This is a genomic window from Acinetobacter sp. ANC 4805, assembly GCF_022549495.1.
GTDB lineage: Bacteria > Pseudomonadota > Gammaproteobacteria > Pseudomonadales > Moraxellaceae > Acinetobacter.
This window is the reverse complement of sequence record NZ_JAKZGD010000003.1, coordinates 239,875-262,343: the sequence shown is the minus strand read 5'-3', so window position 1 is coordinate 262,343 and position 22,469 is coordinate 239,875. Positions and strand designations below refer to the sequence as shown.

General features: G+C 39.0%; 19 protein-coding genes and 1 pseudogene. 14 read left to right on the top strand and 6 right to left on the bottom strand.

Annotated elements, in window-relative coordinates; all coding sequences use genetic code 11:
* Positions 1–14 precede the first annotated feature (14 nt).
* Positions 15–656 (bottom strand): hypothetical protein, encoded by a 642-nt coding sequence (locus tag MMP60_RS05820; protein ID WP_241335391.1) that lies wholly within the window; start codon positions 654–656, stop codon positions 15–17.
* A 637-nt stretch (positions 657–1,293) separates the two neighbouring features.
* Here MMP60_RS05820 and MMP60_RS05815 point away from each other — a divergent pair.
* Positions 1,294–3,357 carry a TonB-dependent receptor gene (locus MMP60_RS05815; RefSeq protein ID WP_241335390.1) on the top strand — a complete coding sequence of 688 codons (2,064 nt, stop codon included), beginning with the start codon at positions 1,294–1,296 and terminating at the stop codon, positions 3,355–3,357.
* A 163-nt stretch (positions 3,358–3,520) separates the two neighbouring features.
* Positions 3,521–3,742, top strand: a complete 222-nt coding sequence (locus tag MMP60_RS05810) for a DUF6500 family protein (RefSeq protein ID WP_241335389.1) — start codon at positions 3,521–3,523, stop codon at positions 3,740–3,742.
* Positions 3,743–3,751: 9 nt separating this feature from the next.
* Here the strand turns inward: MMP60_RS05810 and MMP60_RS05805 are convergent, their stop codons facing one another.
* Genes MMP60_RS05805 through MMP60_RS05795 form a run of 3 tightly spaced genes read right to left on the bottom strand, consistent with a single transcriptional unit; the run spans position 3,752 to position 7,436 of the window.
* Complete coding sequence (locus tag MMP60_RS05805; RefSeq protein WP_241335388.1) at positions 3,752–5,224, bottom strand: sulfite reductase subunit alpha; 1,473 nt, start codon at positions 5,222–5,224, stop codon at positions 3,752–3,754.
* Positions 5,225–5,233: 9 nt separating this feature from the next.
* A complete protein-coding gene (locus tag MMP60_RS05800; RefSeq protein WP_241335387.1) occupies positions 5,234–5,824 on the bottom strand; it encodes a PepSY-associated TM helix domain-containing protein in 591 nt (196 codons plus the stop codon).
* Between the two features lie 34 nt (positions 5,825–5,858).
* Positions 5,859–7,436 carry a DUF2271 domain-containing protein gene (locus MMP60_RS05795; RefSeq protein ID WP_241335386.1) on the bottom strand — a complete coding sequence of 526 codons (1,578 nt, stop codon included), beginning with the start codon at positions 7,434–7,436 and terminating at the stop codon, positions 5,859–5,861.
* A 322-nt stretch (positions 7,437–7,758) separates the two neighbouring features.
* Between MMP60_RS05795 and MMP60_RS05790 the strand changes: the two genes are divergently transcribed.
* The 3 genes from MMP60_RS05790 to MMP60_RS05780 all read left to right on the top strand — a co-directional run bounded on the left by MMP60_RS05790 (position 7,759) and on the right by MMP60_RS05780 (position 10,485).
* Entirely contained in the window at positions 7,759–8,649 is an 891-nt protein-coding gene (locus tag MMP60_RS05790) for a DUF4198 domain-containing protein (protein WP_241335385.1), read from the top strand.
* Between the two features lie 114 nt (positions 8,650–8,763).
* Positions 8,764–9,765: an AraC family transcriptional regulator gene (locus MMP60_RS05785; protein WP_241335384.1), complete on the top strand. Its 1,002-nt coding sequence runs from the start codon at positions 8,764–8,766 to the stop codon at positions 9,763–9,765.
* Positions 9,766–9,861: 96 nt separating this feature from the next.
* Positions 9,862–10,485: a sterol desaturase family protein gene (locus MMP60_RS05780; RefSeq protein ID WP_241335383.1), complete on the top strand. Its 624-nt coding sequence runs from the start codon at positions 9,862–9,864 to the stop codon at positions 10,483–10,485.
* Between the two features lie 62 nt (positions 10,486–10,547).
* Here the strand turns inward: MMP60_RS05780 and MMP60_RS05775 are convergent, their stop codons facing one another.
* Both MMP60_RS05775 and mnmG read right to left on the bottom strand, forming a co-directional pair.
* Entirely contained in the window at positions 10,548–10,880 is a 333-nt protein-coding gene (locus MMP60_RS05775; protein WP_241335382.1) for a multidrug efflux SMR transporter, read from the bottom strand.
* 108 nt (positions 10,881–10,988) lie between these two features.
* Positions 10,989–12,869, bottom strand: coding sequence for a tRNA uridine-5-carboxymethylaminomethyl(34) synthesis enzyme MnmG (mnmG, locus tag MMP60_RS05770; protein WP_241335381.1), 1,881 nt, complete (start codon positions 12,867–12,869; stop codon positions 10,989–10,991).
* A gap of 249 nt (positions 12,870–13,118) precedes the next feature.
* Between mnmG and MMP60_RS05765 the strand changes: the two genes are divergently transcribed.
* The 9 genes and pseudogenes from MMP60_RS05765 to MMP60_RS05725 all read left to right on the top strand — a co-directional run bounded on the left by MMP60_RS05765 (position 13,119) and on the right by MMP60_RS05725 (position 22,462).
* Positions 13,119–13,433 carry a hypothetical protein gene (locus tag MMP60_RS05765; RefSeq protein ID WP_241335380.1) on the top strand — a complete coding sequence of 105 codons (315 nt, stop codon included), beginning with the start codon at positions 13,119–13,121 and terminating at the stop codon, positions 13,431–13,433.
* Positions 13,434–13,632: 199 nt separating this feature from the next.
* A pseudogene (prmA, locus tag MMP60_RS05760) lies at positions 13,633–14,535 on the top strand (50S ribosomal protein L11 methyltransferase); the annotation flags it as partial.
* Positions 14,536–14,549: 14 nt separating this feature from the next.
* Positions 14,550–15,413 (top strand): DUF3426 domain-containing protein, encoded by an 864-nt coding sequence (locus tag MMP60_RS05755; RefSeq protein ID WP_241335378.1) that lies wholly within the window; start codon positions 14,550–14,552, stop codon positions 15,411–15,413.
* Positions 15,414–15,789: 376 nt separating this feature from the next.
* Positions 15,790–16,059, top strand: coding sequence for a DNA-binding transcriptional regulator Fis (fis, locus tag MMP60_RS05750; protein ID WP_001086304.1), 270 nt, complete (start codon positions 15,790–15,792; stop codon positions 16,057–16,059).
* A gap of 80 nt (positions 16,060–16,139) precedes the next feature.
* Positions 16,140–17,714, top strand: coding sequence for a bifunctional phosphoribosylaminoimidazolecarboxamide formyltransferase/IMP cyclohydrolase (purH, locus tag MMP60_RS05745; RefSeq protein WP_241335377.1), 1,575 nt, complete (start codon positions 16,140–16,142; stop codon positions 17,712–17,714).
* A gap of 184 nt (positions 17,715–17,898) precedes the next feature.
* Complete coding sequence (gene purD / locus MMP60_RS05740) at positions 17,899–19,185, top strand: phosphoribosylamine--glycine ligase (protein ID WP_241335376.1); 1,287 nt, start codon at positions 17,899–17,901, stop codon at positions 19,183–19,185.
* Between the two features lie 612 nt (positions 19,186–19,797).
* Positions 19,798–20,673 carry a MetQ/NlpA family ABC transporter substrate-binding protein gene (locus MMP60_RS05735; RefSeq protein WP_241335375.1) on the top strand — a complete coding sequence of 292 codons (876 nt, stop codon included), beginning with the start codon at positions 19,798–19,800 and terminating at the stop codon, positions 20,671–20,673.
* A gap of 71 nt (positions 20,674–20,744) precedes the next feature.
* Positions 20,745–21,770 carry an ATP-binding cassette domain-containing protein gene (locus tag MMP60_RS05730; protein WP_241335374.1) on the top strand — a complete coding sequence of 342 codons (1,026 nt, stop codon included), beginning with the start codon at positions 20,745–20,747 and terminating at the stop codon, positions 21,768–21,770.
* A complete protein-coding gene (locus tag MMP60_RS05725) occupies positions 21,767–22,462 on the top strand; it encodes a methionine ABC transporter permease (protein ID WP_241335373.1) in 696 nt (231 codons plus the stop codon). Before MMP60_RS05730 ends, MMP60_RS05725 begins: the two co-directional genes overlap by 4 nt.
* Positions 22,463–22,469: the final 7 nt, after the last annotated feature.

Here is a 22,469-nt window from a genome sequence, read left to right as displayed (position 1 = left end):
ATTGAATTTCCGATTTACTGCATAAACTGCCACAACCGTCTTTTTAATAAAGGTTGAGCCAACATTTCTTCTAAACTCGCTAAATGTAATATATTAGAATGCTGAATAAATTCCAGTTGACCTAAGCATAATATTTTTTTGTTGGTTGCAGTCGCATCTAAAAAACCTTGAATATATGACGGAAGTCCACGGCTTTCTTGAAAAGCAGCCAATGGAAATGGCCATTTTAATTCAGCATACTGACCAAGTTTTGCTTTTTGAATATTTTGCCATAGCTGTCGTTGTGGAGCACTGAGTTGGCTGCCTTCAATTAAAATAGCGCAGTTTTCTACCACATACATTTGTAATTCAAACGTCTGTATTTGAGTTGTTATGACGATATGTTCTTTTTCAGCGATGGCTTCTTTCACAGCAGGCTGTGCGATTACTTCAATTTCTTGAGGTGCCTCAAACGTTGTTATCGATACTGGGATTTGTGTCAGGATCTGTTGAGTAATTGGCGGTGTATCAAATGTGAGTGTAGATGATTGCTGGGTATCCTCAACAACCTGATCTCGCCATAGGCTGGGTGCAGTATTTTTTTGACATACAACATCTCTCGGAATCCAAACATCAATTCCCAAAGTTGCCAATATGTTTCTCTGCTGCCCAATCATCTTACCTACTCATTCTCTAGCTACAGTTATTTGCAGTACTGTAATGCCTAATAGTCTAACATAAACTATCCCCCCCTAAATGACTTCCTTTTATGCAATCGCTTGATTCCAAATCGGCTTGAAGATCAAAATGTATACTGCTGAGTTTGGCTACTATTGAGTAATAAAAGATATAAGTATAAATCACAAAGATCTATCGTCTATGTACACTCTTCTTGCGATCTAAAAAAATAGACAAATTTATCAGCACACAGCATTTTCAGTATTACTGATAATGATCCTAGCCAAAATAATGGACAGTACTTCCCTCTAAGGATACGGGTATTGGAATTAGAGAAAGAAGTTAAACAGCTCAGGGAAGCCAATGACGTCTTAAAAAAGTGCATGTGTACTTTCTGACAGATCATGCCAAGAAAAGTATACGGTAATTCAAGATCTAGCTGTGACTCAAATAACGGTTTTTTCTGCCTGTAAATGTCTAGGATCACATCCATTTTTTGGCTCGGATTAGCATTCCTACAGTTGCTCTAAATATTTTTTTAAATCTTAGCGTTATTCAGCAGAAATTCCATTTTTCTACACAATTTTACATTAGGCTACATGCAAAATAATTTGATTCTTTTTTGGGGCATTTAAAATGAAACATCCTCTCTACTATGGAAAACTGAGTGCACTCAGTTCTGCATTACTCAGTATAAGTTCTTCAATTTTTGCTGCCGATACCAACACAACACCTCCATCTGCCGAACCAGTAGTTCAAACTTTACCTACACTTTCTTTTAAAGCATCTGCAGAACCACAAAAACAAAAAGATGATGACATCAGTGCAGTTCCTAAGACAGTGATTACCCGAGATGAAATGCTGCAATATGGCGATCAATCCATCATGGATGCTTTACGCCGTGCGGCAGGTTTTCAACTTCCAACGCCTGGACAAGGTCCTCGTGGTGGTGGCGGTGCTTCTGGAATGCGTTTCCGTGGCGGTGCTGGTCCGACATTCTTAATCAACGGCGAACCAGTGCAAGGCGGCCCTCGTGGTGGGATGTCTATCATTGACACCATTACCCCTGAAATGATTGAACGTATTGAGATTGTTAAACAACCAAGTGTTGCTCAAGCTTCAGTTGCATCATCAGCCGTGATCAATATTATTTTAAAAGAACCGCTAGATAATCGTATAAGTGGTTCAGTAAAAGTAGGTTATGGACTACGCAGTAGTCAACAACAAGAATCCGAAAATAAACAAATTAATATTCAAGCAGATGGTCGTGACAACGCATGGTCATATAGTGTTTCTGCAAATCAAATGTGGGTTGATAATACATCACTCACTAAAACTGAAACGGCAACAGGAACTCGTGAACAAGCACGTACTATCAATCGCACCATGCAAATGTTTGCACCTCGCTTGCAATATGATCTTGATGATCAACAAAAATTGATTGCTGAATTATTCTATCGCAACATCAAAATGGATGGTTATTCAGCAAATCAAACTCAAGATGATAAGAATGATAGCATTCGTTTGAACACGCGCTATGAACGTAAAGACAAAGATCTGAGTGATAAAATTCGTTTATCAGTAGAACGTCAGACCGAAACGCAGCTTACACGTTCTCTTCAAAATACTATTTATACAGATGAAACCATTAATGAATATGGTTTAGCTTATGATGGTATGCGTAAATTAGATCCAGATCGTCAAATTAAATTTGGTGCTGATGCACGTAGTAATAATCTAGATAGTAATGTAAGTGATAGCTTAGATGAACAACGGTATGCCCTATATGCCGAGGGAAGCTGGCGTTTCACTGATCGACAAACCATTACTTTAGGGGCACGCCAAGAATGGTTAAATCGCTCAGGTTTAGTCGATTATCAAGATCAGCATTTGAGCCCAGTACTGGCTTATCGTTTTGATCTGACCGAACAATGGTCAATTCAAACGAATCTCAGCCAAGCGTTTAACAGTCCAAAGACAGACCGCCTCATTCCAAATGTGACTGTTTCTACAGATAGTGATGCTGGTTCATTAAACAATCCAGATCGTGGTGGAAATCCAAACTTAAAACCAGAAAAAACCCGTGCTGCTGAATCAACACTGGCATATGACTCTGCAAGTGGTGGTGTTAACCTAACTGCATATCACCGTGAAATTAAAGACTACATCGAAAAAGTGATTGCACTTGAAGGTTCTCGTTATGTCGAGCGCCCACAAAACCAAAATGAAGCAACAACGTATGGAGTTGAATTTTCTGGACGTTATGCGTTGAAACAAACAGATGCGGGTCATTCATTTATGCTGAATGGGCAAGTGTCAACCATCCGTGCCAAAATTGAAGATGAGCAACACAATGAACGTTTAGTGAGTGATGTTGCACCTTACAACGCAAGTGCAGGTTTATCTTATAATTTTAAACCTTGGCAACTTTCCACCAGTATCAATGTGAGCTATACACCGGAGTTCACTCGCGGTTTAGATGGTCAACCTTATGATCGAACCACCAATGAACGCTTTGGTGTGGATCTCAGTGCAACTAAACGCTTTACTGATGGCTGGGCAGCAAGTCTGAATCTGAATAATGTTTTAAGTACAGATTATAAAGAACGATTGACTAATCAGTCTGATGGTAGTTTATATCAAGCAAGAACAAACCAAGGCATGCCTAGTTTCCAATTCTCTATTGAGAAAAAGTTCTAACTTTCCCACCAAGACTGCATTGATTCTTGATAAACAAAAGCCAGTTATAAAAATAGCTGGCTTTTTAGATTTCAAGATAGAATTAAAAATCGAATTATGAAAACTCCCAATATTGGGAATGCTATGATCTGCATTCTACTTTCATCAGTACTTAGAGGATAATATGAGAGCTGAACTCAAAGCCAAAATCGTGCAGGTTTGCGATGAAAAAATTGCAAAAAAAGGCAGTAACGTCGGACTTTCTTTTTATGCTTTCTTTGCTAATAAAAATGATGATCCTGAATGCTTAATGGAAGCTGCCCATTGGTGGATCATAGAGCATCGGCTTGATCATTTTGAAAAAGCTGACAAGATTAAAGCACTAGTCTTAGCCCAATTCGATTAATCAAAAGACTTAATACACATCGCGTTGATAACGCTGTTCCTGCTTAAGCTGTTCTACGTGTTCATACCCTAGAATCTCTTTTAATGCTTGATCCACTCCGCTCGCCATGCCTTGTAAACTACCACAGACATATATCGCTGCGCCTTGTGCAATCCATGTCTGTAATTGAACCGATTGTGTTCTTAGACAATCTTGCACATAGACTTTTTCAGCCTGATCACGTGAAAAAGCATAATCCACCTGATCCAGAAAACCATGCTGCTGCCAATAGCGAATTTCTGTTTGGTATAAATGATCAAACTGCTGCTGTCTTTCACCAAAAATGAGCCAATTTTTTTTATATCCCCAATGCTCACGTTGGCGTAAATGTGCGACCAGACCTGCGATTCCCGTACCATTGCCAATTAAAATCAGTGGTCGCTCATCATGAGCTAAATGGAAACTTGGATTATGGCGTATATTGGCTTGCAGCGATTGATCTTGCTCCAACCCCACCGTCAACCAACCTGAACCTAGTCCTAAACCTGACTCAGTCTGTTGCTGCCTCACCACCAATTCGATTAAACCATTTTCAGGTAAGCTCGCAATCGAATACTCACGCTGAGCTAATGATTCAAACTGTGCAATCCATTCTGCGAATGAAAGCGAAGCTCTAGGCGGTAATTTTCTTAAATTTAAGCAGCGTAGTTGAGGGATGAAATCCACTGCATCTTTTTGCTGTTGTGCTGTTAAAAAATCGTGAATATCAGCCGTATTATTTTCACATTGAATCTCTAAAATATCACCTGATGACCAAACCAAATCTTGTTCAGGAATCAATTGGATTTTATAAATTGCGTCTCCAATACTGCCTTTATTCAGGCATTGGCGATGTGCAAATCTTAATTCCACGTGCTCTTTTTCAATAGATAGCGCTGAAAATTGAGTGGCGGTTAACTGCTCCAAGCCAAGCAACCATTGTTCTAAATCACAACTATTAAGCTGATCCACACAAACAGTCGGAAATAGAGCCTGAGCTTGCTGCTTCAATAACCATTGTTCTACTGTTTTTCCAAACTGACAAAAATTCGCATAGCGCTGATCACCCAATGCAAGCACTGCAAATGATAAGTGCGATAAATCTAAGGATTGGGATAGAATTTTATGGACAAATGACTGGGCAACATCAGGTGCATCCCCTTCCCCATAGGTACTCACCACCCATAGAATACGTTGATGTTGGGTTAAATCAGCAATACTCAGTTCTTGAATATTTCGAATTGCAGTGTGATGATCAATTAAACGCAATTGTTCAGCCGTATGCTTTGCCCAAGATTCAGCATGACCCGATTGACTCGCATACACCACTAAATAAGCCGGATGATCTTGATTGGCTTTTTGCTTCGCATGACGTTGTTGCCATAACAACCAAACGATTATAAAAAGATGTAGACTCAATAATATTGCCAATATCACAATAATCGTCAGTACAGCTTGAGTCATCCTTTCACCTTAAATAGCAGACCAAATGAGCAGAATAATTGCCGATAAACTACATGCTGTTAAAAGCAGATGTGTCACTAAACGGGTTTTAATGGTCAGGAACAGAATATAACCTGCCAACGACAATAAAATAATGATGATTGCACTGATATCAATTAACCAATGCCAAGCTGTTCCAACATTTTTCCCACGATGTAGATCATTCAACAGTGAAACAGGAGTAGCTGGTTTTTGTGTAATTTCAACATCACCATTGTCGAGCAACACCCACAAGTCGGTTGAACCTGCGGGGCTTTCGAGACGAATCATGACCTCACCGTCTAGCACTTCACTACTTTTATAACGACCAATCAAAGGTTGTTTCGAACGAACGTATTCCACAATACTTTGGCTTGGATTCTCTTGTTTTTGCAGAGATGCAACTAATGTTGGCGGTAAAGTGAATGTAGTGGTTTGCTCTTCATTTTTTGATTTAAACCAATCAGGGTTATTAAGGAATAAACCTGTAGCAGCAAAGAAGATCAAAACGATAAAGGCAAAGGCAGAAAGCCAACCATGCACATAACGTGCATGGCGGTAAAAATCACGGCGTTGATACAAGGGACTAGCCTCATAGATGGAGTGATGCTAAAGCTTAAGCACCACGTTGGAAATTCAATTTAACTGTACCAATTTCTGCTTGAGCAGGCAGCGTTTGTGTCGCTGATTTTGGTGTGATATTCAACTCGATGGTTTGATAAGAATGCTCACCATGCTCACGCGAGGTCTCAATATGGATAATATATTTACCTGCATTCACCATTTTACCTGCTTCGTCTTTACCATCCCAAGCCAACTTATATTGTCCTGGTTGACGTGAAGGTTTTGCTACAGCATCTAGGTTTGGCATTTGACGACCATATCGACGCCACCAAACATAGTTAGAGTTAATCCACTTTTCATCTTTACCCCAAACAGCTAAGGTACGCACAATCTTTTTATCACCATCCGTCACCCAGATTGAAACATAAGGCGCACGGTAGTTGTCTACTGCGATCTTTGGAATATTCACTTCTAACTGAGCTTGATAGCCTTTTGGCCAAGCTGTTGCTGCGCCATTCGCAGCAACATGACGCATCATTGTAGGTTGATTGGCATCCATTAAAGACGACCATCCTGAACTTTGATAACGTGTGCCATCAGTTGCAACAAGTTGAGCCTCATAACCGACGAGTTGTTCAATCAGTTGCATCCCCTCATGCGCAGGCATTGCAGTTAATGCGGTTGCTAATGCATCTGAATCAGCAGCACACTGTCCAACCACAACACATTGTTCAACGTTCTGAATCGGTTGTCCTGTATGTGGATTTAATAAATGTGATTGATCTGCGAATCCACGATAGCCTTGACCACTAAAAGCCACAGCTTGATCTTTAAGGTTGAGTACTTGAGTTGGCGCAACATTATCAAAACGCTCATTCGGGTCTTGTATACCGACTTTCCAACCCGCTTGTTGAGGTGATTGCCCCCAAACACGCATATCACCGCCAATATCAATCAGAATCCCTTTTAAATGTGGTACAGCTTGTTTTGCTGCCAACAAAGCACGGTCAATCACATAACCTTTGGCATAAGCATCAGGTGCAATTTTAACTGCTGAAGGTGTTTTAATTTGTTTGATTTCAGGATTCAGTTCAATACTTTGCGTTTGTAACTGACGCAGTAATGATTCTTGAGTATTGTCATCCAAGCGTTGGACTTGATTGCTTTGTTCCCACAACTGAATCAACTGCCCCAAACGTGCATCAAAACCACCACATGTTGCACTGCGCCATTGCTCACAAGCCGCAACAACCTCATAAAGCTCAGATGAAGCAGAAATTTGATGTTCACGATTTAATTGGCTGATTTCACTATCAGCACGCCAAACTGAAAGAATCTGATCAAGTCGAGCAATTTCTGTCTGAATCGCTTGTAATGCCTTTTCTGCATCTTGTTTCTGAGATGTAGTGACCACAACATCTAAAGATGTACCTAACACATGATCTTGATGAAAACGATAACTTGGTGCTTGAGCTGACTCAGATAACTGTTGTATTGCATTTTCACTGAGACTCGGCTCATTTGCTTGAGTCGCCGTGATTGGTGACATGAATACAGCCAACGCTGCCATCAACGGTGATAAACGAAAGAGTATCTGTACTGGACGAGAAAGTTGTTGAGTTGATGACATACTAGGGTTCCATTCTCCAAGATTTACCTAAAATCTATTGATCAATAAATTCAAGGTAATGCTCTTAACTTTATCTTAATGCTCATCTTGTTTTCAGCAAAACTTTGGCAGAATGAATGACTATATTATTAAATAAAATCAATGACATTAATCAAAATTAGGCTTCACATAAGCGAGGAAATATTTTTTTAATTGCCAATCCAAGTGTTTCAGCTTGACGATTAAAAATTTATCGAAATAATATTGCAATTGATACTCGTTATCAAGTAGATTATCGCAAATCTTTTGCGTTTTTGCTTATTTATCTTTTAAGGAATTCTTCATGCGTCATTTGGTTACGATTGCATTACTTTCTGCATTACCAACATTAAGTTTTGCCCATACTGCTAGCCCTTTTTTATTGCCAGAAGTATTTGATAGTAAGTCAGACAATGTCAGTTTCCAAAGTAGTATCACAGTAGAAAAATTCTTTGTTCCAAGCAGAAACTTTAAAACGAGTTACCAAGTTACAAGCCCTGATGGAAAGACGACATCACTCAATGCAGCAGCAGAACTGAAAAAGTTTAATATTGCTGAATTCACTTTAGCCAATGAAGGAACCTACCGTATCCGTACCAAAGATGCCGCAGGTAATCCAACTAAATACGCATTAGTAGACGGCCGTTGGTTACGTGTGCGTCCACCACGCCCTGCAAATGCAGCGCCAATGCAACAACCCCAAGCAAATGCTGAACAAAAAGCACCTCAACAAGCACCTGCAAACCAACCTCCTCGTTTTGTTGCTGAAGACCAAGTTCCTGCAAATGCAAAAACCATACAAACAACAAATACCTATATTGCTGAAAGTTTTGTGACGAAAGGCAAACCAAGCCCAATTCCACAAGTTGAAAATAAAGGTTTTGAATTTAAGTTTTTAACACACCCAAATGAATTATTTGCTGGTGAATCACTTAAAGCACAAGTTTTAATGGATGGCAAAGCTGTTCCTAACTTAGAAGTTGATGTCTTTAAAGGTGCAAGTAGCTATCAGCCAAATGCAAAACGCGATCAACCACATGTGAAAACCAATGCAAAAGGTGAAGTCGAGATTAAATTTAGCGAAGCAGGCATTTATTTAATTACAGCAGCTTATCCTGAAGCAAGCACTGACAATACCAAACAACCTGTTGCTCAAACCTATACTTATAGTGTTACTGTAGAAGTAGCGGAGTAAGTCGATCAGGCACTTACTTGCTGTAAGTGCCTTTCTTTCACCTTGTTATAAAATACAATTCATTTTGATCATAAAAATAGTATATTGTTTTAAAACTCGTTCTTAGCTTGTTTTATGACTTCAAAAAAAACCAGTGATGCAGGCATCTTTTTATGGATGGTTTATCAAACCATGCAAAAGATGAATCTAGATGCAGCAGCCATTTTTGCCAGTGTACATTTACCTGACCAAGCTCCTGATAAATTTGTCCGCCGTGATAATTCAACTCAATCACGTTTTTGGCATGCAGCAGCAGAAATCAGTCGAGATCAAAATGTTGGTTTGCATGTTGGCATCAACGTCCCCGCCTTTCGTGGGCAAGTAATTGAATATCTTTTTCTAAGCAGCCCAACCTTTGGCGAAGGTCTAAAAAGAACGATTCGCTATCAAGCACTATTGACTGATGCAATGTCATTTAAACTAATCGTAATCGACCAAACAACAGCGATCATTTCGGGCTTAAGTCATCCGATTCGACATTATTTAGAATGTGCGATTGGAATTTTACTCAACTTTTTCAAATATATGAGTGAAAATACATTCACCCCGATTGAAATTGGCTTGCCTTATTCAGAAGGTGCAACACAAGAAGAATATTTTAAAACATGGGGTTGTCCTGTCAAACTCGGACAAACAGATGGTTATATTTGCTTTGATCAACAACTATTAAATATTCCCTCACCTGCATATGAACCTGAATTATTAAAAATCCACGAGCATCACGCAGAATCTCAACTTGAACTCCTTAACAAGCATCAACTCATTGAGCAGATCGAAAAAATTCTAGCCAACGGTTTACTAGAATCAGGCGAATTTGACCAAAGCATAGTCGCACAACATTTGAATCGTAGTACCCGCAGTTTAAGAGCCGATTTACAGCTATTAAACACTACTTATGAAAAAGTCATCGCACAATATCGTGAACGTTTAGCACGTCGTTTATTGTCCCACACCCAAGAAAACATTGATCAAATTGTTTATCTTACAGGCTTCTCCGAACCATCTGCATTTTCTAGGGCATTTAAACGTTGGACTGGAGAAACACCGACGGCTTATCGACAAAGAAAACAAAAATAATTTGATTTGATAGGCAGATTAAAACTGTCAGCTCGGTCAAAACTTCTCATCGTGATTTTCTTAAAATCTGATGCATGTTTTACGAGGTCATCTCACATGATTGGTTTTCCAGTAGGTATCTTTGTTGCAAATGGTATGGAATGGTATTTTCATAAAGTCTGGTTGCATGAATTTCCAAGCAAAAATAGAAACAGTCCATTTTTCACGCATATTGCTCACCACAAACGCGCACGCCTAAATAGCTTTCATGATGAAGGCTATGCAGAGTCAATGTTTAAAAATTCTGAAATGTATAATGAGAAATCAGCCCTCATTGGTCTAGCGGCAGCATCAACAATTTTTCTGCCCGTTGCGCCTTTTTTTACTGCTGGTTTGTATTATGGTATTTGGAATTATTGGAAAGTCCATGCCAAATCACACTTAGACCCTGAATACGCCAAAAAACGAATTCCGTGGCATTACGACCATCACATGACCAGCAACCAAAATGCCAACTGGTGTGTAACCAAGCCTTGGTTTGACTACATTATGGGAACACGTGTTCTAACTGATGTATCACACACCGAAACAAATCCTTTAGCTATGAAAATGCCACCGTGGCTAGAAAGAAAGGTTAATCGTGCTACTCGTCGCCTATTACCTAAAGCTTATGCAAAGATTGATGCGAATACGCAATTGGATCAGCACAATTTGCGTCAAGGAATTGAAATCGCTTTATAAATGATAAAGTGAACATGATTTTAATCTGCCGAGCTTTAATATCAGCTCGGTTTTTTATTTGATTAATGAGAACTCGTTTTCGACAATAAGTTTAAGATCAATACACCACTCATAATCAAGGCAATACCAACAATCCCCCAAACATCCAACTTTTGATCAAATACAATCCAAGCTACAGTCGTAATGAGGACAATCCCGACACCAGACCAAACCGCATAAGCAATACCAACTGGAATTGTTTTCAATGTGAGAGATAAACAATAAAATGCAATCATATAACCGAGTACAACAACAATAGATGCTATCGGCTTAGTAAATCCCTCACTACTTTTTAAGGCTGAAGTAGCAATCACTTCCGCAATGATTGCGATAAATAAAAAGAGCCAATTCTTCATGTTACCACCTATAAAAAGATACTCTAATCACTAAAATTAGACTGGGCAAAAAAATACCCTCTTATCATAAGAGGGTATTTTTTAATGCAGAATATTAATCACAAAAAATTACGCTGATTTCTTCGCCATATTATTTTTACGGATGGTAATCATCAGTAATTGTACCGCCGCAGGAGTTACACCCGGAATACGGTTTGCTTGCGCCAAAGTTTCAGGACGAACTGTTTTTAACTTCAAGGTGATTTCACGTGACAAACCTGAGATACCATCATATTCAAAATCAGCGGGAATTTTGGTCTCTTCAAGACGCTTTAACTGTGCAACATCTTCATGCTGACGATGAATATAGCCTTCGTATTTCACCGCAATTTCGATTTGCTCACCCACTTGCTCAGATACTTCCGAACCTGTTAATTCAGCAATTTGACTGAAATTAATATTTGGACGTTTCAACAAATCAATGGCACTACATTCTTTACTGAGATCTGCACCCGTCATTTCAACGAATTTTTTACCCATTGGGTTATTCGGTGCTGCCCATAAATGCTGTAAACGAGATGTTTCACGTTCAACAGCTTCCATTTTCTCACTATATGCAGCCCAACGCTCATCATCAACCAAACCGAGTTCACGACCAATAGATGTTAAACGTTGATCGGCATTGTCTTCACGCAACATCAAACGATATTCTGCACGTGAAGTAAACATACGATACGGTTCTTTGGTACCTAAAGTGATCAGGTCATCAACCAATACACCCATATACGCTTGATCACGTTTTGGTGTCCACTCTTCTTGTTCCCACGCACGGCGTGCAGCATTTAAGCCTGCAAGTAAACCTTGCGCGCCCGCTTCCTCATAACCTGTCGTACCGTTAATTTGACCAGCAAAGTACAAGTTCTGAATCGCTTTGGTTTCAAGTGTAAATTTCAATGCTTGTGGATTGAAATAGTCATATTCAATCGCATAGCCTGGACGCAAGATATGCGCATTTTCCATACCACGGATCGAACGAACTAAATTGAACTGTACGTCAAATGGTAATGATGTTGAAATCCCATTTGGATAAAGTTCGTGCGTATCCAAGCCTTCAGGCTCTAAGAAAACCTGATGTGAATCTTTATCAGCAAAACGGTGAATCTTATCTTCGATTGATGGGCAATAGCGTGGCCCCACACCTTCGATCACCCCTGTATACATTGGTGAACGGTCTAAACCACCACGAATAATCTCGTGAGTTTTTTCACTAGTATGCGTGATATAGCAATTCACTTGTTCAGGATGCATTGATGCATCCCCCATAAATGACATCACTGGAGACGGAAAATCTCCCGGTTGTGGTGTCATCACAGAGAAATCAACAGTGCGTGCATCAATACGTGGCGGCGTACCTGTTTTCAAACGTCCAACAGGAAGATTTAACTCACGTAAACGATGTGCCAAGGCGATTGATGGCGGATCACCTGCACGACCACCACTAGAATTCTGTAAACCAATATGAATCACACCGCCCAAGAATGTACCTGTGGTCAGCACAACTGTTTTCGTGTCAAAACGAATACCCATTTGGGTCACAACGCCTTTAACAGTATCGCCTTCTACAATAAGATCATCTGCCGCTTGTTGGAAAATATCCAAGTTAGCTTGGTTTTCTAAGGTATGACGAATTGCCGCTTTAAAACGTACACGGTCAGCTTGCGCACGCGTTGCACGAACCGCAGCACCTTTACGAGAGTTTAAAATACGGAATTGAATACCACCTTTATCCGCAGCAAGTGCCATTGCACCGCCTAAGGCATCAATCTCACGAACAAGATGTGATTTACCAATACCACCAATCGCAGGGTTACAGCTCATCTGTCCCAAAGTTTCAATATTATGCGTCAACAATAATGTTTGTCTTCCCATACGTGCCGCAGCAAGTGCTGCTTCCGTACCAGCGTGACCGCCACCAATTACGATAACGTCGTAAACTTTAGGATAGTGCATAGTGGTAATGTATATTCAAAAAATGACAGAGTATTATACAGGAATTTTGCATTAAGTTGACAAAAATGGGCTATATTCTTGCAAATTCCAAGATGCTGATTTGCCTAAAAAACACACAAAAAGAAACCTTCTGTTGCATTTATCTTCTACGATCGACACAGTGCCACACAATTATTAACTTGATCTCCACTGCTTTATTTAAGCAATTTTTTATTCTAAATAGTGCACAACATACTTTAGGAAAATGACATGAATAAAAAGCTTTTAATTTCATCATTTCTTTGTAGTCTATGTTTCACTCTAGCAGCACAAACCCATGCCAAATCCAACCTTGATGCACAGACTCAAAAATTTCAACAAATTTGTAAAAGTAAAAAACTAGGTGATATAGTTTCCTTTGCCGATAAAGGTGTGGTTTTTAATGGCACATGCGAACCCAATCAAACCGGAAAATTAACATTCCAACCACCAATGCCAACAAATAATGTAATGCCTGAAACTCAGAGTAAAATTTCAGAAACCCAGTCTGCTCCACGACCAGTAAGCTCGCCAAGCACACCCTAAATTTAAAGCAAACAATACACTCATCAATATTTAAATGATAAGAGAATGTGACATAAGCACATTCTTTTATCCTATTTGATACAGCAAACACACTAAATTTAAAAAAATATCTTAAAATTGTAATCTGCCTATTTTATAATCCCTTTAGACAAGCTGAATCTATTACAATAACCCCAAATACATTTACTTAGGTTTTCCTGTGAACTGGCTACAAATTCATATTACCGTCGATCAAGATCAAGTTGAGCTTACTGAAACACTCCTTCTCTCTCTAGGCGCGGTGAGTGTTACTTTGGATGATGCAGAAGATCAGGCTTTACTTGAACCATTACCGGGTGAAACGCCACTTTGGAATAAAGTTATTGTTACAGGAATCTACCAACAAGAAGAAGATGATCCAATTGATGTTGACACTTTAGAAGCTTTTCTAAAAGTACAACTTCCTGATGTTCCTATGCGTCATGAGTATTTAGAGAATCAAGTATGGGAACGCGCTTGGATGGATTATTATGAACCCATCCAAATTGGTGAGAAATACTGGATTGTACCTGAATGGTTAGAACCACCTGAAGCAGATGCAACTAATATTAAACTTGATCCAGGTCTTGCTTTTGGTACGGGGAATCATGCAAGTACGTTCCTATGCTTACAATGGTTAGGCAAAACGGACGTTAAAGATAAAATCGTCATTGACTACGGTTGTGGCTCAGGCATTTTAGGCGTTGCAGCTTTACTGCTTGGTGCTAAAAAAGTCTATGCAACTGATATTGACCCACAAGCTGTATTGGCGACCAAACAAAATGCAGAATTAAATGGTGTACTTGATCGTCTTTATGTAGGATTACCAGAAGAGTTCAATCAAGCATTCAATCAACAAGCAGACGTACTTGTTGCAAATATTTTAGCAGCTCCACTAATGGCGCTTGCGCCTGAATTCTCAACTTTATTGAAAAATGAGGGTGAGTTTGCACTTGCTGGTGTAATTGAAGAGCAAGTTGCTGATGTTTCTGGTGTTTATTCTGAGTTTTTTGATATATTAGAAATCGAAAAACGTGAAGAAAACTGGTGTCGCATCTCAGGAAAACGCAAAACAACAATTTGAGAATATTGTTCCTTATGAGTGAAAAACAAACCCGCTGCCCTAAATGCTCAACCGTGTATAAAGTAACCCTTTCACAACTTAGCGTTGCACAGGGCATGGTTTGTTGCCCTAAATGTATTATTAACTTTAATGCATTAACCAATCTATTAGAGTCAGAAACGGATGATACGACTCTAGCGCCAACCAATCGTTCATTATTTTCATCTATTCAACCCGATAGTTCCTTTGCTGAAAAGCAAATGCAAATTTTAAGTATTTTTGACCAAAAAATTGAAAACTCAAATATTGATTTACTGACATATTTAAATAATTTAAATTATTTCAGTACTGAACCCGTTACGGCATTGCCTAATTTGAATCTATCAGAAGACAACCTATTAATTGACGATGAACAAAACCACAAACAACATGGTTGGCTTTACTACACGCTTTGGGGGGTAGGCAATATTGCATTAATCCTCGTATTTGCGTTTCAGATCTTATGGTTCAATCCCAAACTCATGCATGACAGCCCTGCTTTAAACCGTATTTTCAACTATACTTGCAGTATAGTGACTTGCAAAATAAAAAATGAAAAATATAAGTATCTAAGCTTTGAACAAGTTAAAGTGAAGCGTATTAGCAAAGACGAAACAAGCTTCTCTGGTGTATTAATTAATCACGATCAAGCTAGTCTTGTTATCCCCTCTATCAAAGTTGTTTTAAAAGAAAATGGGGAAACGATTACCGACATCACCCTAAAACCGCAAGATTACCTCGTAGATAGTTTAAAAACCATCCAGCGTATTCCAAGCAACAGCCCTTTTCGATTTGAATTTACAGTACCAAAAAGCAAAAATAGCTTCGATGATTATAGTTTAGAAATTGTACAACCTTAAAAGCATAAAAAAATGACAAAAAAATTAAAAAAAGTGCAGTTAATTTGCTCACTTTTTCGCAGACAGTGGTATGATACGCGCCACGAATGCTTAACCCACATACTCCTCGTTATTTATAGACAATAAAATCGTTAAACGAACTGTGCTTTTAACACATAAGCGCATTGTTGGTTTTTTTGTTTTTGAAACTAGGCTGTAACAAATATTTAACGATTGTTACGCTTATTTTTTACACAATTCGAGGATTTGTGGCAAGCTAATAGTTCCTTTGTTTTAGAGATCACTGTTTTAGGATCTAAAACAGGACTCAGTAATTCAGACCACATTTACATATCACTTTATCCAAGTGATATTTTGATTTTTCGGATTAACACGCATGAATAGCAAATCTCCTATTTTTACGGCTCAATCTGATGTCGCTCTTCGCATCCATGTAGATCGCGCAGTTCGTCATTATTTTGCACAATTGCAAGGTGAGCAACCATCTCAAGTTTATGACATGGTTTTAGCAGAAATGGAGAAACCTCTTTTATCTGTGGTCTTAGAGTATACTCGTGGCAATCAAACACGCGCTGCTGAGATTTTAGGCCTTAACCGTGGAACTTTACGTAAAAAGTTAAAAGCTCACGGTTTAATGAGTGAATAATTGATAAAATGCTCACGTTCTCGTGGGCATTTTTTTTGCCTTAGTTTTAATCTGTAAACTTCAAACTGTTGACTAAAATCATGACTATCAAACGTGCTTTAATCTCTGTTTCCGACAAAACTGGAATCGTTGAATTTGCTCAAAACCTTGCAGCGCTAGGTGTAGAAATCTTATCTACAGGCGGTACATATAAGTTGCTTAAAGACAACAATATCGCTGTAGTAGAAGTTTCTGAACATACAGGTTTTCCTGAAATGATGGATGGTCGTGTTAAGACACTACATCCAAAAATTCATGGCGGTATCTTGGCACGTCGTGGTCTAGACGAAGCTGTAATGCAAGAACACAACATCGATGCAATTGATTTAGTTGTGGTCAATCTTTATCCATTTGCTGCAACAGTCGCTAAACCAAACTGCTCACTTGCTGATGCAATCGAGAACATTGACATCGGCGGACCAACAATGGTTCGTGCGGCAGCAAAAAACCATGCTTCAGTTGGTATTATTGTGAATGCTTCTGACTATGATTTAGTCGTTGCTGAATTAAAAGAGAATGGTGCGCTTTCTTACGAAACTCGTTTCGACTTAGCAGTGAAAGCATTTGAACACACAGCACAATACGATGGCATGATTGCATCTTACTTAGGTGCACGTGTTGGAAAAGCTGAAGGTGAAGCAGACTTATTCGCTCGTACTTTCAACACCCAACTCAATAAAGCTCAAGATTTACGTTATGGTGAAAACCCTCACCAAAATGCAGCATTCTATGTTGAAGCAAATGCCAAAGAAGCTTCAGTTTCAACTGCAAAACAGTTACAAGGTAAAGAATTATCTTATAACAATATTGCCGACACAGATGCAGCACTTGAATGTGTTAAATCATTTGCAAAACCTGCTTGCGTCATCGTTAAACATGCAAATCCATGTGGCGTTGCGGTTTCATTAGAGGGTATTCAAGCAGCTTATGATCTTGCTTATGCAACTGATCCTGAATCTGCATTTGGTGGCATCATTGCATTTAACCGTGAGTTAGATGTTGCAACTGCACAAGCAATTGTAGATCGCCAATTTGTTGAAGTCATTATCGCACCAAGTATTGCTGATGGCGTACTTGAAGTCACAGGCGCGAAGAAGAATGTACGCGTGTTAGTATGTGGTGAACTTCCTGCAATTGATGCTCGTGCTGCACAACTTGACTATAAACGTGTGAATGGCGGTTTATTGGTTCAAGACCAAGACTTGGGTATGATCACTAAAGATGACCTTAAAGTTGTAACTAAACGTGCACCAACTGAACAAGAAATTGATGATCTTATCTTTGCTTGGAAAGTCGCAAAATATGTGAAATCAAATGCGATTGTTTATGCTAAAAATCGTCAAACCATTGGTGTTGGCGCAGGTCAAATGAGCCGTGTGAACTCTGCTCGTATTGCTGCGATCAAAGCTGAGCATGCTGGTTTAGTGGTTGAAGGTGCAGTAATGGCATCTGATGCATTCTTCCCATTCCGTGATGGTATTGATAATGCTGCAAAAGCTGGCATTAAATGTATTATCCAACCGGGTGGTTCTATGCGTGATGAAGAAACAATTGCAGCTGCTGATGAAGCCGGTATTGCAATGGTATTCACAGGTATGCGTCACTTCCGTCACTAAATAATTAGAGTCTCTAGCACAAATCCCCTAAATCCCCCTTTATAAAAGGGGGACTTACTTTTTATCTAAACTAAAAAAGTATGTTCCCCTCCTTCTCAAAGAGGGGTTTGAGGGAGATTCAGAGGGGACTTTTTTATTCTGAACAGGTATATTCTTAAATACGGAAAAAGGAAATAACTTAATAATGAATATTTTAGTTTTGGGTAGCGGTGGCCGTGAACATGCACTTGCATGGAAAATCGCACAAGATACAAAAGTAACACAAGTTTTTGTTGCACCAGGTAATGCAGGCACAGCAACTGAAGACAAATGTCAAAACATTGACCTCGATATTTTAGACAATCCAGCCATCATTGAATTTGCAAAAGCAAATGATGTGGCATTGGTAATCGTTGGCCCTGAAGCACCATTAGTCAATGGTGTAGTTAATGCTGCACGTGAAGCAGGTTTAAAAATCTGGGGACCGACTCAGTACGCTGCACAGCTTGAAGGTTCAAAAGCATTTGCTAAACACTTCTTAAAACGTCATAACATTCCAACAGCATTTTATGATGTATTTACTGAAGTTGATGCTGCGAAAGCTTATATTCAACAGCATGGCGCACCAATCGTGATTAAAGCGGATGGTTTAGCTGCAGGTAAAGGTGTGATCGTTGCAATGACCAACGAAGAAGCTTTTGCTGCGATTGACGATATGCTTGCAGGTAACAAGTTCGGTGATGCAGGTTCACGTGTTGTGATTGAACAGTTCCTTGCTGGTGAGGAAGCAAGCTTCATTTGCATGATCGACGGCAATAACATCTTACCAATGGCGACCTCACAAGACCATAAGCGTATTTTTGAAGGTGACCAAGGTCCAAACACAGGTGGTATGGGTGCTTACTCTCCTGCTCCAGTTGTTACAGCAGAAGTATTTGAACGTGTCATGAATGAAGTCATGCGCCCGACTGTGGATGGTATGGCAGCAGATGGTCATGTCTACACAGGTTTCTTATATGCTGGTTTAATGATTGATGAACAAGGTCAACCACGTGTTATTGAATTCAACTGTCGTTTCGGTGATCCAGAAACACAACCGATTATGATGCGCTTAAAATCATCTTTAGTTGATTTGGTTGAAGCGGGTATTGCTGGTAATTTACCAAGCGAAGCTGAATGGGATGAGCGTAAATCAATTGGTATCGTTCTCGCTGCTGAAGGCTATCCAGATACAGTACGCAAAGGCGATGTAATTTCTGGCATCGGACAATCGCCTGAAGATACTAAGATCTTCCATGCGGGTACAGCAACCACTGAAGATGGTCATATCATCACAGCTGGCGGTCGTGTTCTTTGTGTAACAGCACTCGGTGATACTGTACTTGAAGCACAGATCAATGCTTTAGAAGTATGTGGTCAAGTGACATTTACAGGTATGCAATATCGTAGCGATATTGGTTACCGTGCGATTGCACGTGAACAAGCTGAATAAGCCTTATCACGATAAAAGGAAGCCTTCTTCGGAAGGCTTCTTTATTCACTAAAGTGCATAAGATAGGTATCTATATTCATTATTTAAATAACAAATTCAGAAAAATATATATTGATTATGAAATAAACCATTCAAATTCATATTCAGAAAAATCCATAAAACTATCATTCATTTATATTTACTTAGCACATAATTTTTCTTAAATAATCATGCTGTTATGCCTTAGAGCATCTAGTACACCCTCTATAAAAAAGTCTAAATTATTGTTATGATTGGTAAATTAATAGATGACTTCTTATGTTTAATTAATATTCTTTTTGATCATTTTCAAATATTTAGAATATTAATAGAGAACTTAAAAAATTCATCTAATTCCACATTTAGTATGAAGATAATTTGAACTATTCTTTTTCTAAGCCTGTACGCATCAGACTAGAACATGAACATTCATCTATTTTCCATATGTTGTAACAACTTCTTAGATTCAAATTTCGGAATAGTTCTCTATTTATTTTGAATGATGATGCCAATTTACAACATACAAAACCATTGCGATTCCTAATGCTAGAAAAGTGAAGATTTTCTCGGCATTGTTCCGACTAGGATTTATACATGAAAAAGCTGATTAGCCTTTTTTTAAGTGTATCTGTGTTATTACTTGCAGCGTGCAGTAAACAGCCTGATACCGCATCTACTGAGCAAAAAGCGAATGCTAGTGGATTACAAACTGTTGTTATGGCATCTACTGGCTCAGATGCTGATATTTGGCGTTATATTGCGACATTGCCTGAAACCAAAGCTGCAGGTATTAAACTTGAAGTAAAAAACTTTACTGACTATGTTGCAATGAATACCGCAGTTGCCAATAAAGAAGTTGATATTAATGCGTTCCAATCTTACGCTTATCTTGTTGCCTTTAATGCCGCAAATAAAGACAAGATTGCACCTGTTTCAACGACTTATTTGGAACCAATGGGCATTTACTCAAGCAAAGTCAAAAAGGTTGAAGAATTTGCTCAAGGTGCAACAATTGCAATCCCAAATGACGGCGCAAATGAATCACGTGCCTTGTTACTTTTACAAAGCGCTGGTTTAATCAAATTAAAAGCAGGCTTTGACCCAGTAAAAGGCACACCTGCTGACATTACTGAAAATGCAAAAGCAATTGTCATTAAACCAATTCAGATGGCAACAGCAGTTCGTGTAAAAGACGAAGTTGATGCGATCTTATTAGGTAATACATTGGCATTGGAAGGTGGTTTGAACGTTCTTAAAGATGCAATCTATTACGAACCAATTGATCAAAGCACTAAATTAAATGTCAACGTTTTAGCAACTGCTGAATCTCGTAAAAATGATGCTGTGCTACAAAAAGTTGGTGCGCTTTACCATACAGAAGCAGTAAAAAAATATGTGCAAGAACACTTTGCTGGTACCAAAGTTGATGTAAACAAACCGACAAGCTATCTCACAGAAGCAAAATCGTAATATAATATTTTCAATGAAACAGGCAAAGTGACTTTGCCTGTTTTTTTCTTTTTTGCTTAGTATTGACGAACATGATCCAATTTAAAAACATTTCGAAACACTACCAACTAAAAGGTCAAACGATCAACGCACTGGATCAAATTAATTTAGAGATTCCAGAAGGTAGCATCTTTGGCATTATTGGTTATAGTGGTGCAGGTAAAAGTACGTTGATCCGTTTGATTAATTTGCTTGAACGCCCGACTCAGGGACAAGTGATTATCAATCAGAAAGACTTTACTGCAATGGATGCACGTACGCTTCGTCAAGAACGTGCAAATATAGGCATGATCTTTCAGCACTTCAATTTACTGCAAACTAAAACAGTATCTGAAAATATTGAAATGCCACTCAAATTATTGGGACATAGCAAAGCTGAGCGCGAAAAGCGTCTAGCGGAGCTATTAGAGTTCATCGATCTCAAACATAAAAAAGATGCCTACCCCGATGAACTTTCAGGCGGACAAAAGCAACGCGTGGGTATCGCACGTGCGCTTGCCAATCATCCTAAAATTTTACTTTGTGATGAAGCGACCTCTGCACTTGACCCACAAACAACTCAATCAGTTTTAGCACTGTTAAAAAAGATTAATAAAGAACAAAATATCACCATTGTGATGGTCACGCATGAAATGGACGTGATTGAATCTGTTTGTGATTATGTTGCAGTGATGGAGGCAGGTCATGTCATTGAGACAGGACCTACCCTCAGTATTTTCAGCCAACCGCAACATTCAACGACCAAGACCTTCATTCAGACTGTTTTACAACAACAATTACCGATCAATATCCTCAATAATCTTGAGCATAAACATCATAATAGTATTTATAATTTGCAGTTCTTGGGTACATCCGCACAAGAAACCGTGATTCAAGCTGTAATTAAACAGTTTGATTTGAGCTTAAATATCCTATTTGCCAACATGACTGAAATCAATGGTACAGTGATTGGACAGATGTTTATTCAACTCTTAGGTGATCCCCTCATTATCCAAGAAGCAATCCAATTCTTAGAGCTTCAGGGCGTTAAAGTTGAACAGTCTGGAGTCAGCCAATGAGAGATTTAATTGTACAATGGTTGACGGAAGCTTCTGCACCATTCTGGCAAAGTTCCCTTTCAATTGATCAATTCGTCACAGCCCTACAAGGAACCTTCCAAATGGTTTTCTTCTCATTACTTTTTGGCTGTATTTGGGGATTGATTCAAGGGGTAACTTTAGTTGTCACTCGTACAGGTGGTATTTTACAGAACAGAGTGATTTATTACTTCCTCAACCCGATTGTCAATGCTCTGCGCTCTTTACCCTTTATCATTTTATTGATTGCCGTTATTCCCCTGACTAAAATGCTCGTTGGCACATCTATTGGGACGTGGGCTGCGATTGTCCCTCTCACAATTTATGTAGGTCCATATCTAGGGCGTTTGATTGAAACTTCATTACTTGAAGTGAATGAAGGTATTATCGAATCAGCTCAAGCTATGGGTGCCTCACCTTGGCAGATCATTTTTAAATTTATTATCCCCGAAGCACGTAGCTCATTAATTTTGAATCTGACCACAGGGACGATTTCCTTAATTGGTGCAACTGCAATGGCTGGCGCAGTTGGTGCAGGAGGTATCGGTGATTTAGCTATTTCCTATGGTTATCAACGTTTTGATACCAGTGTCGTTATTTTAACCGTGATTGTACTACTAATTTTAGTTCAACTGGTTCAATCATTTGGTGATTGGTTAGCAAAATTACGCTAATCACAGC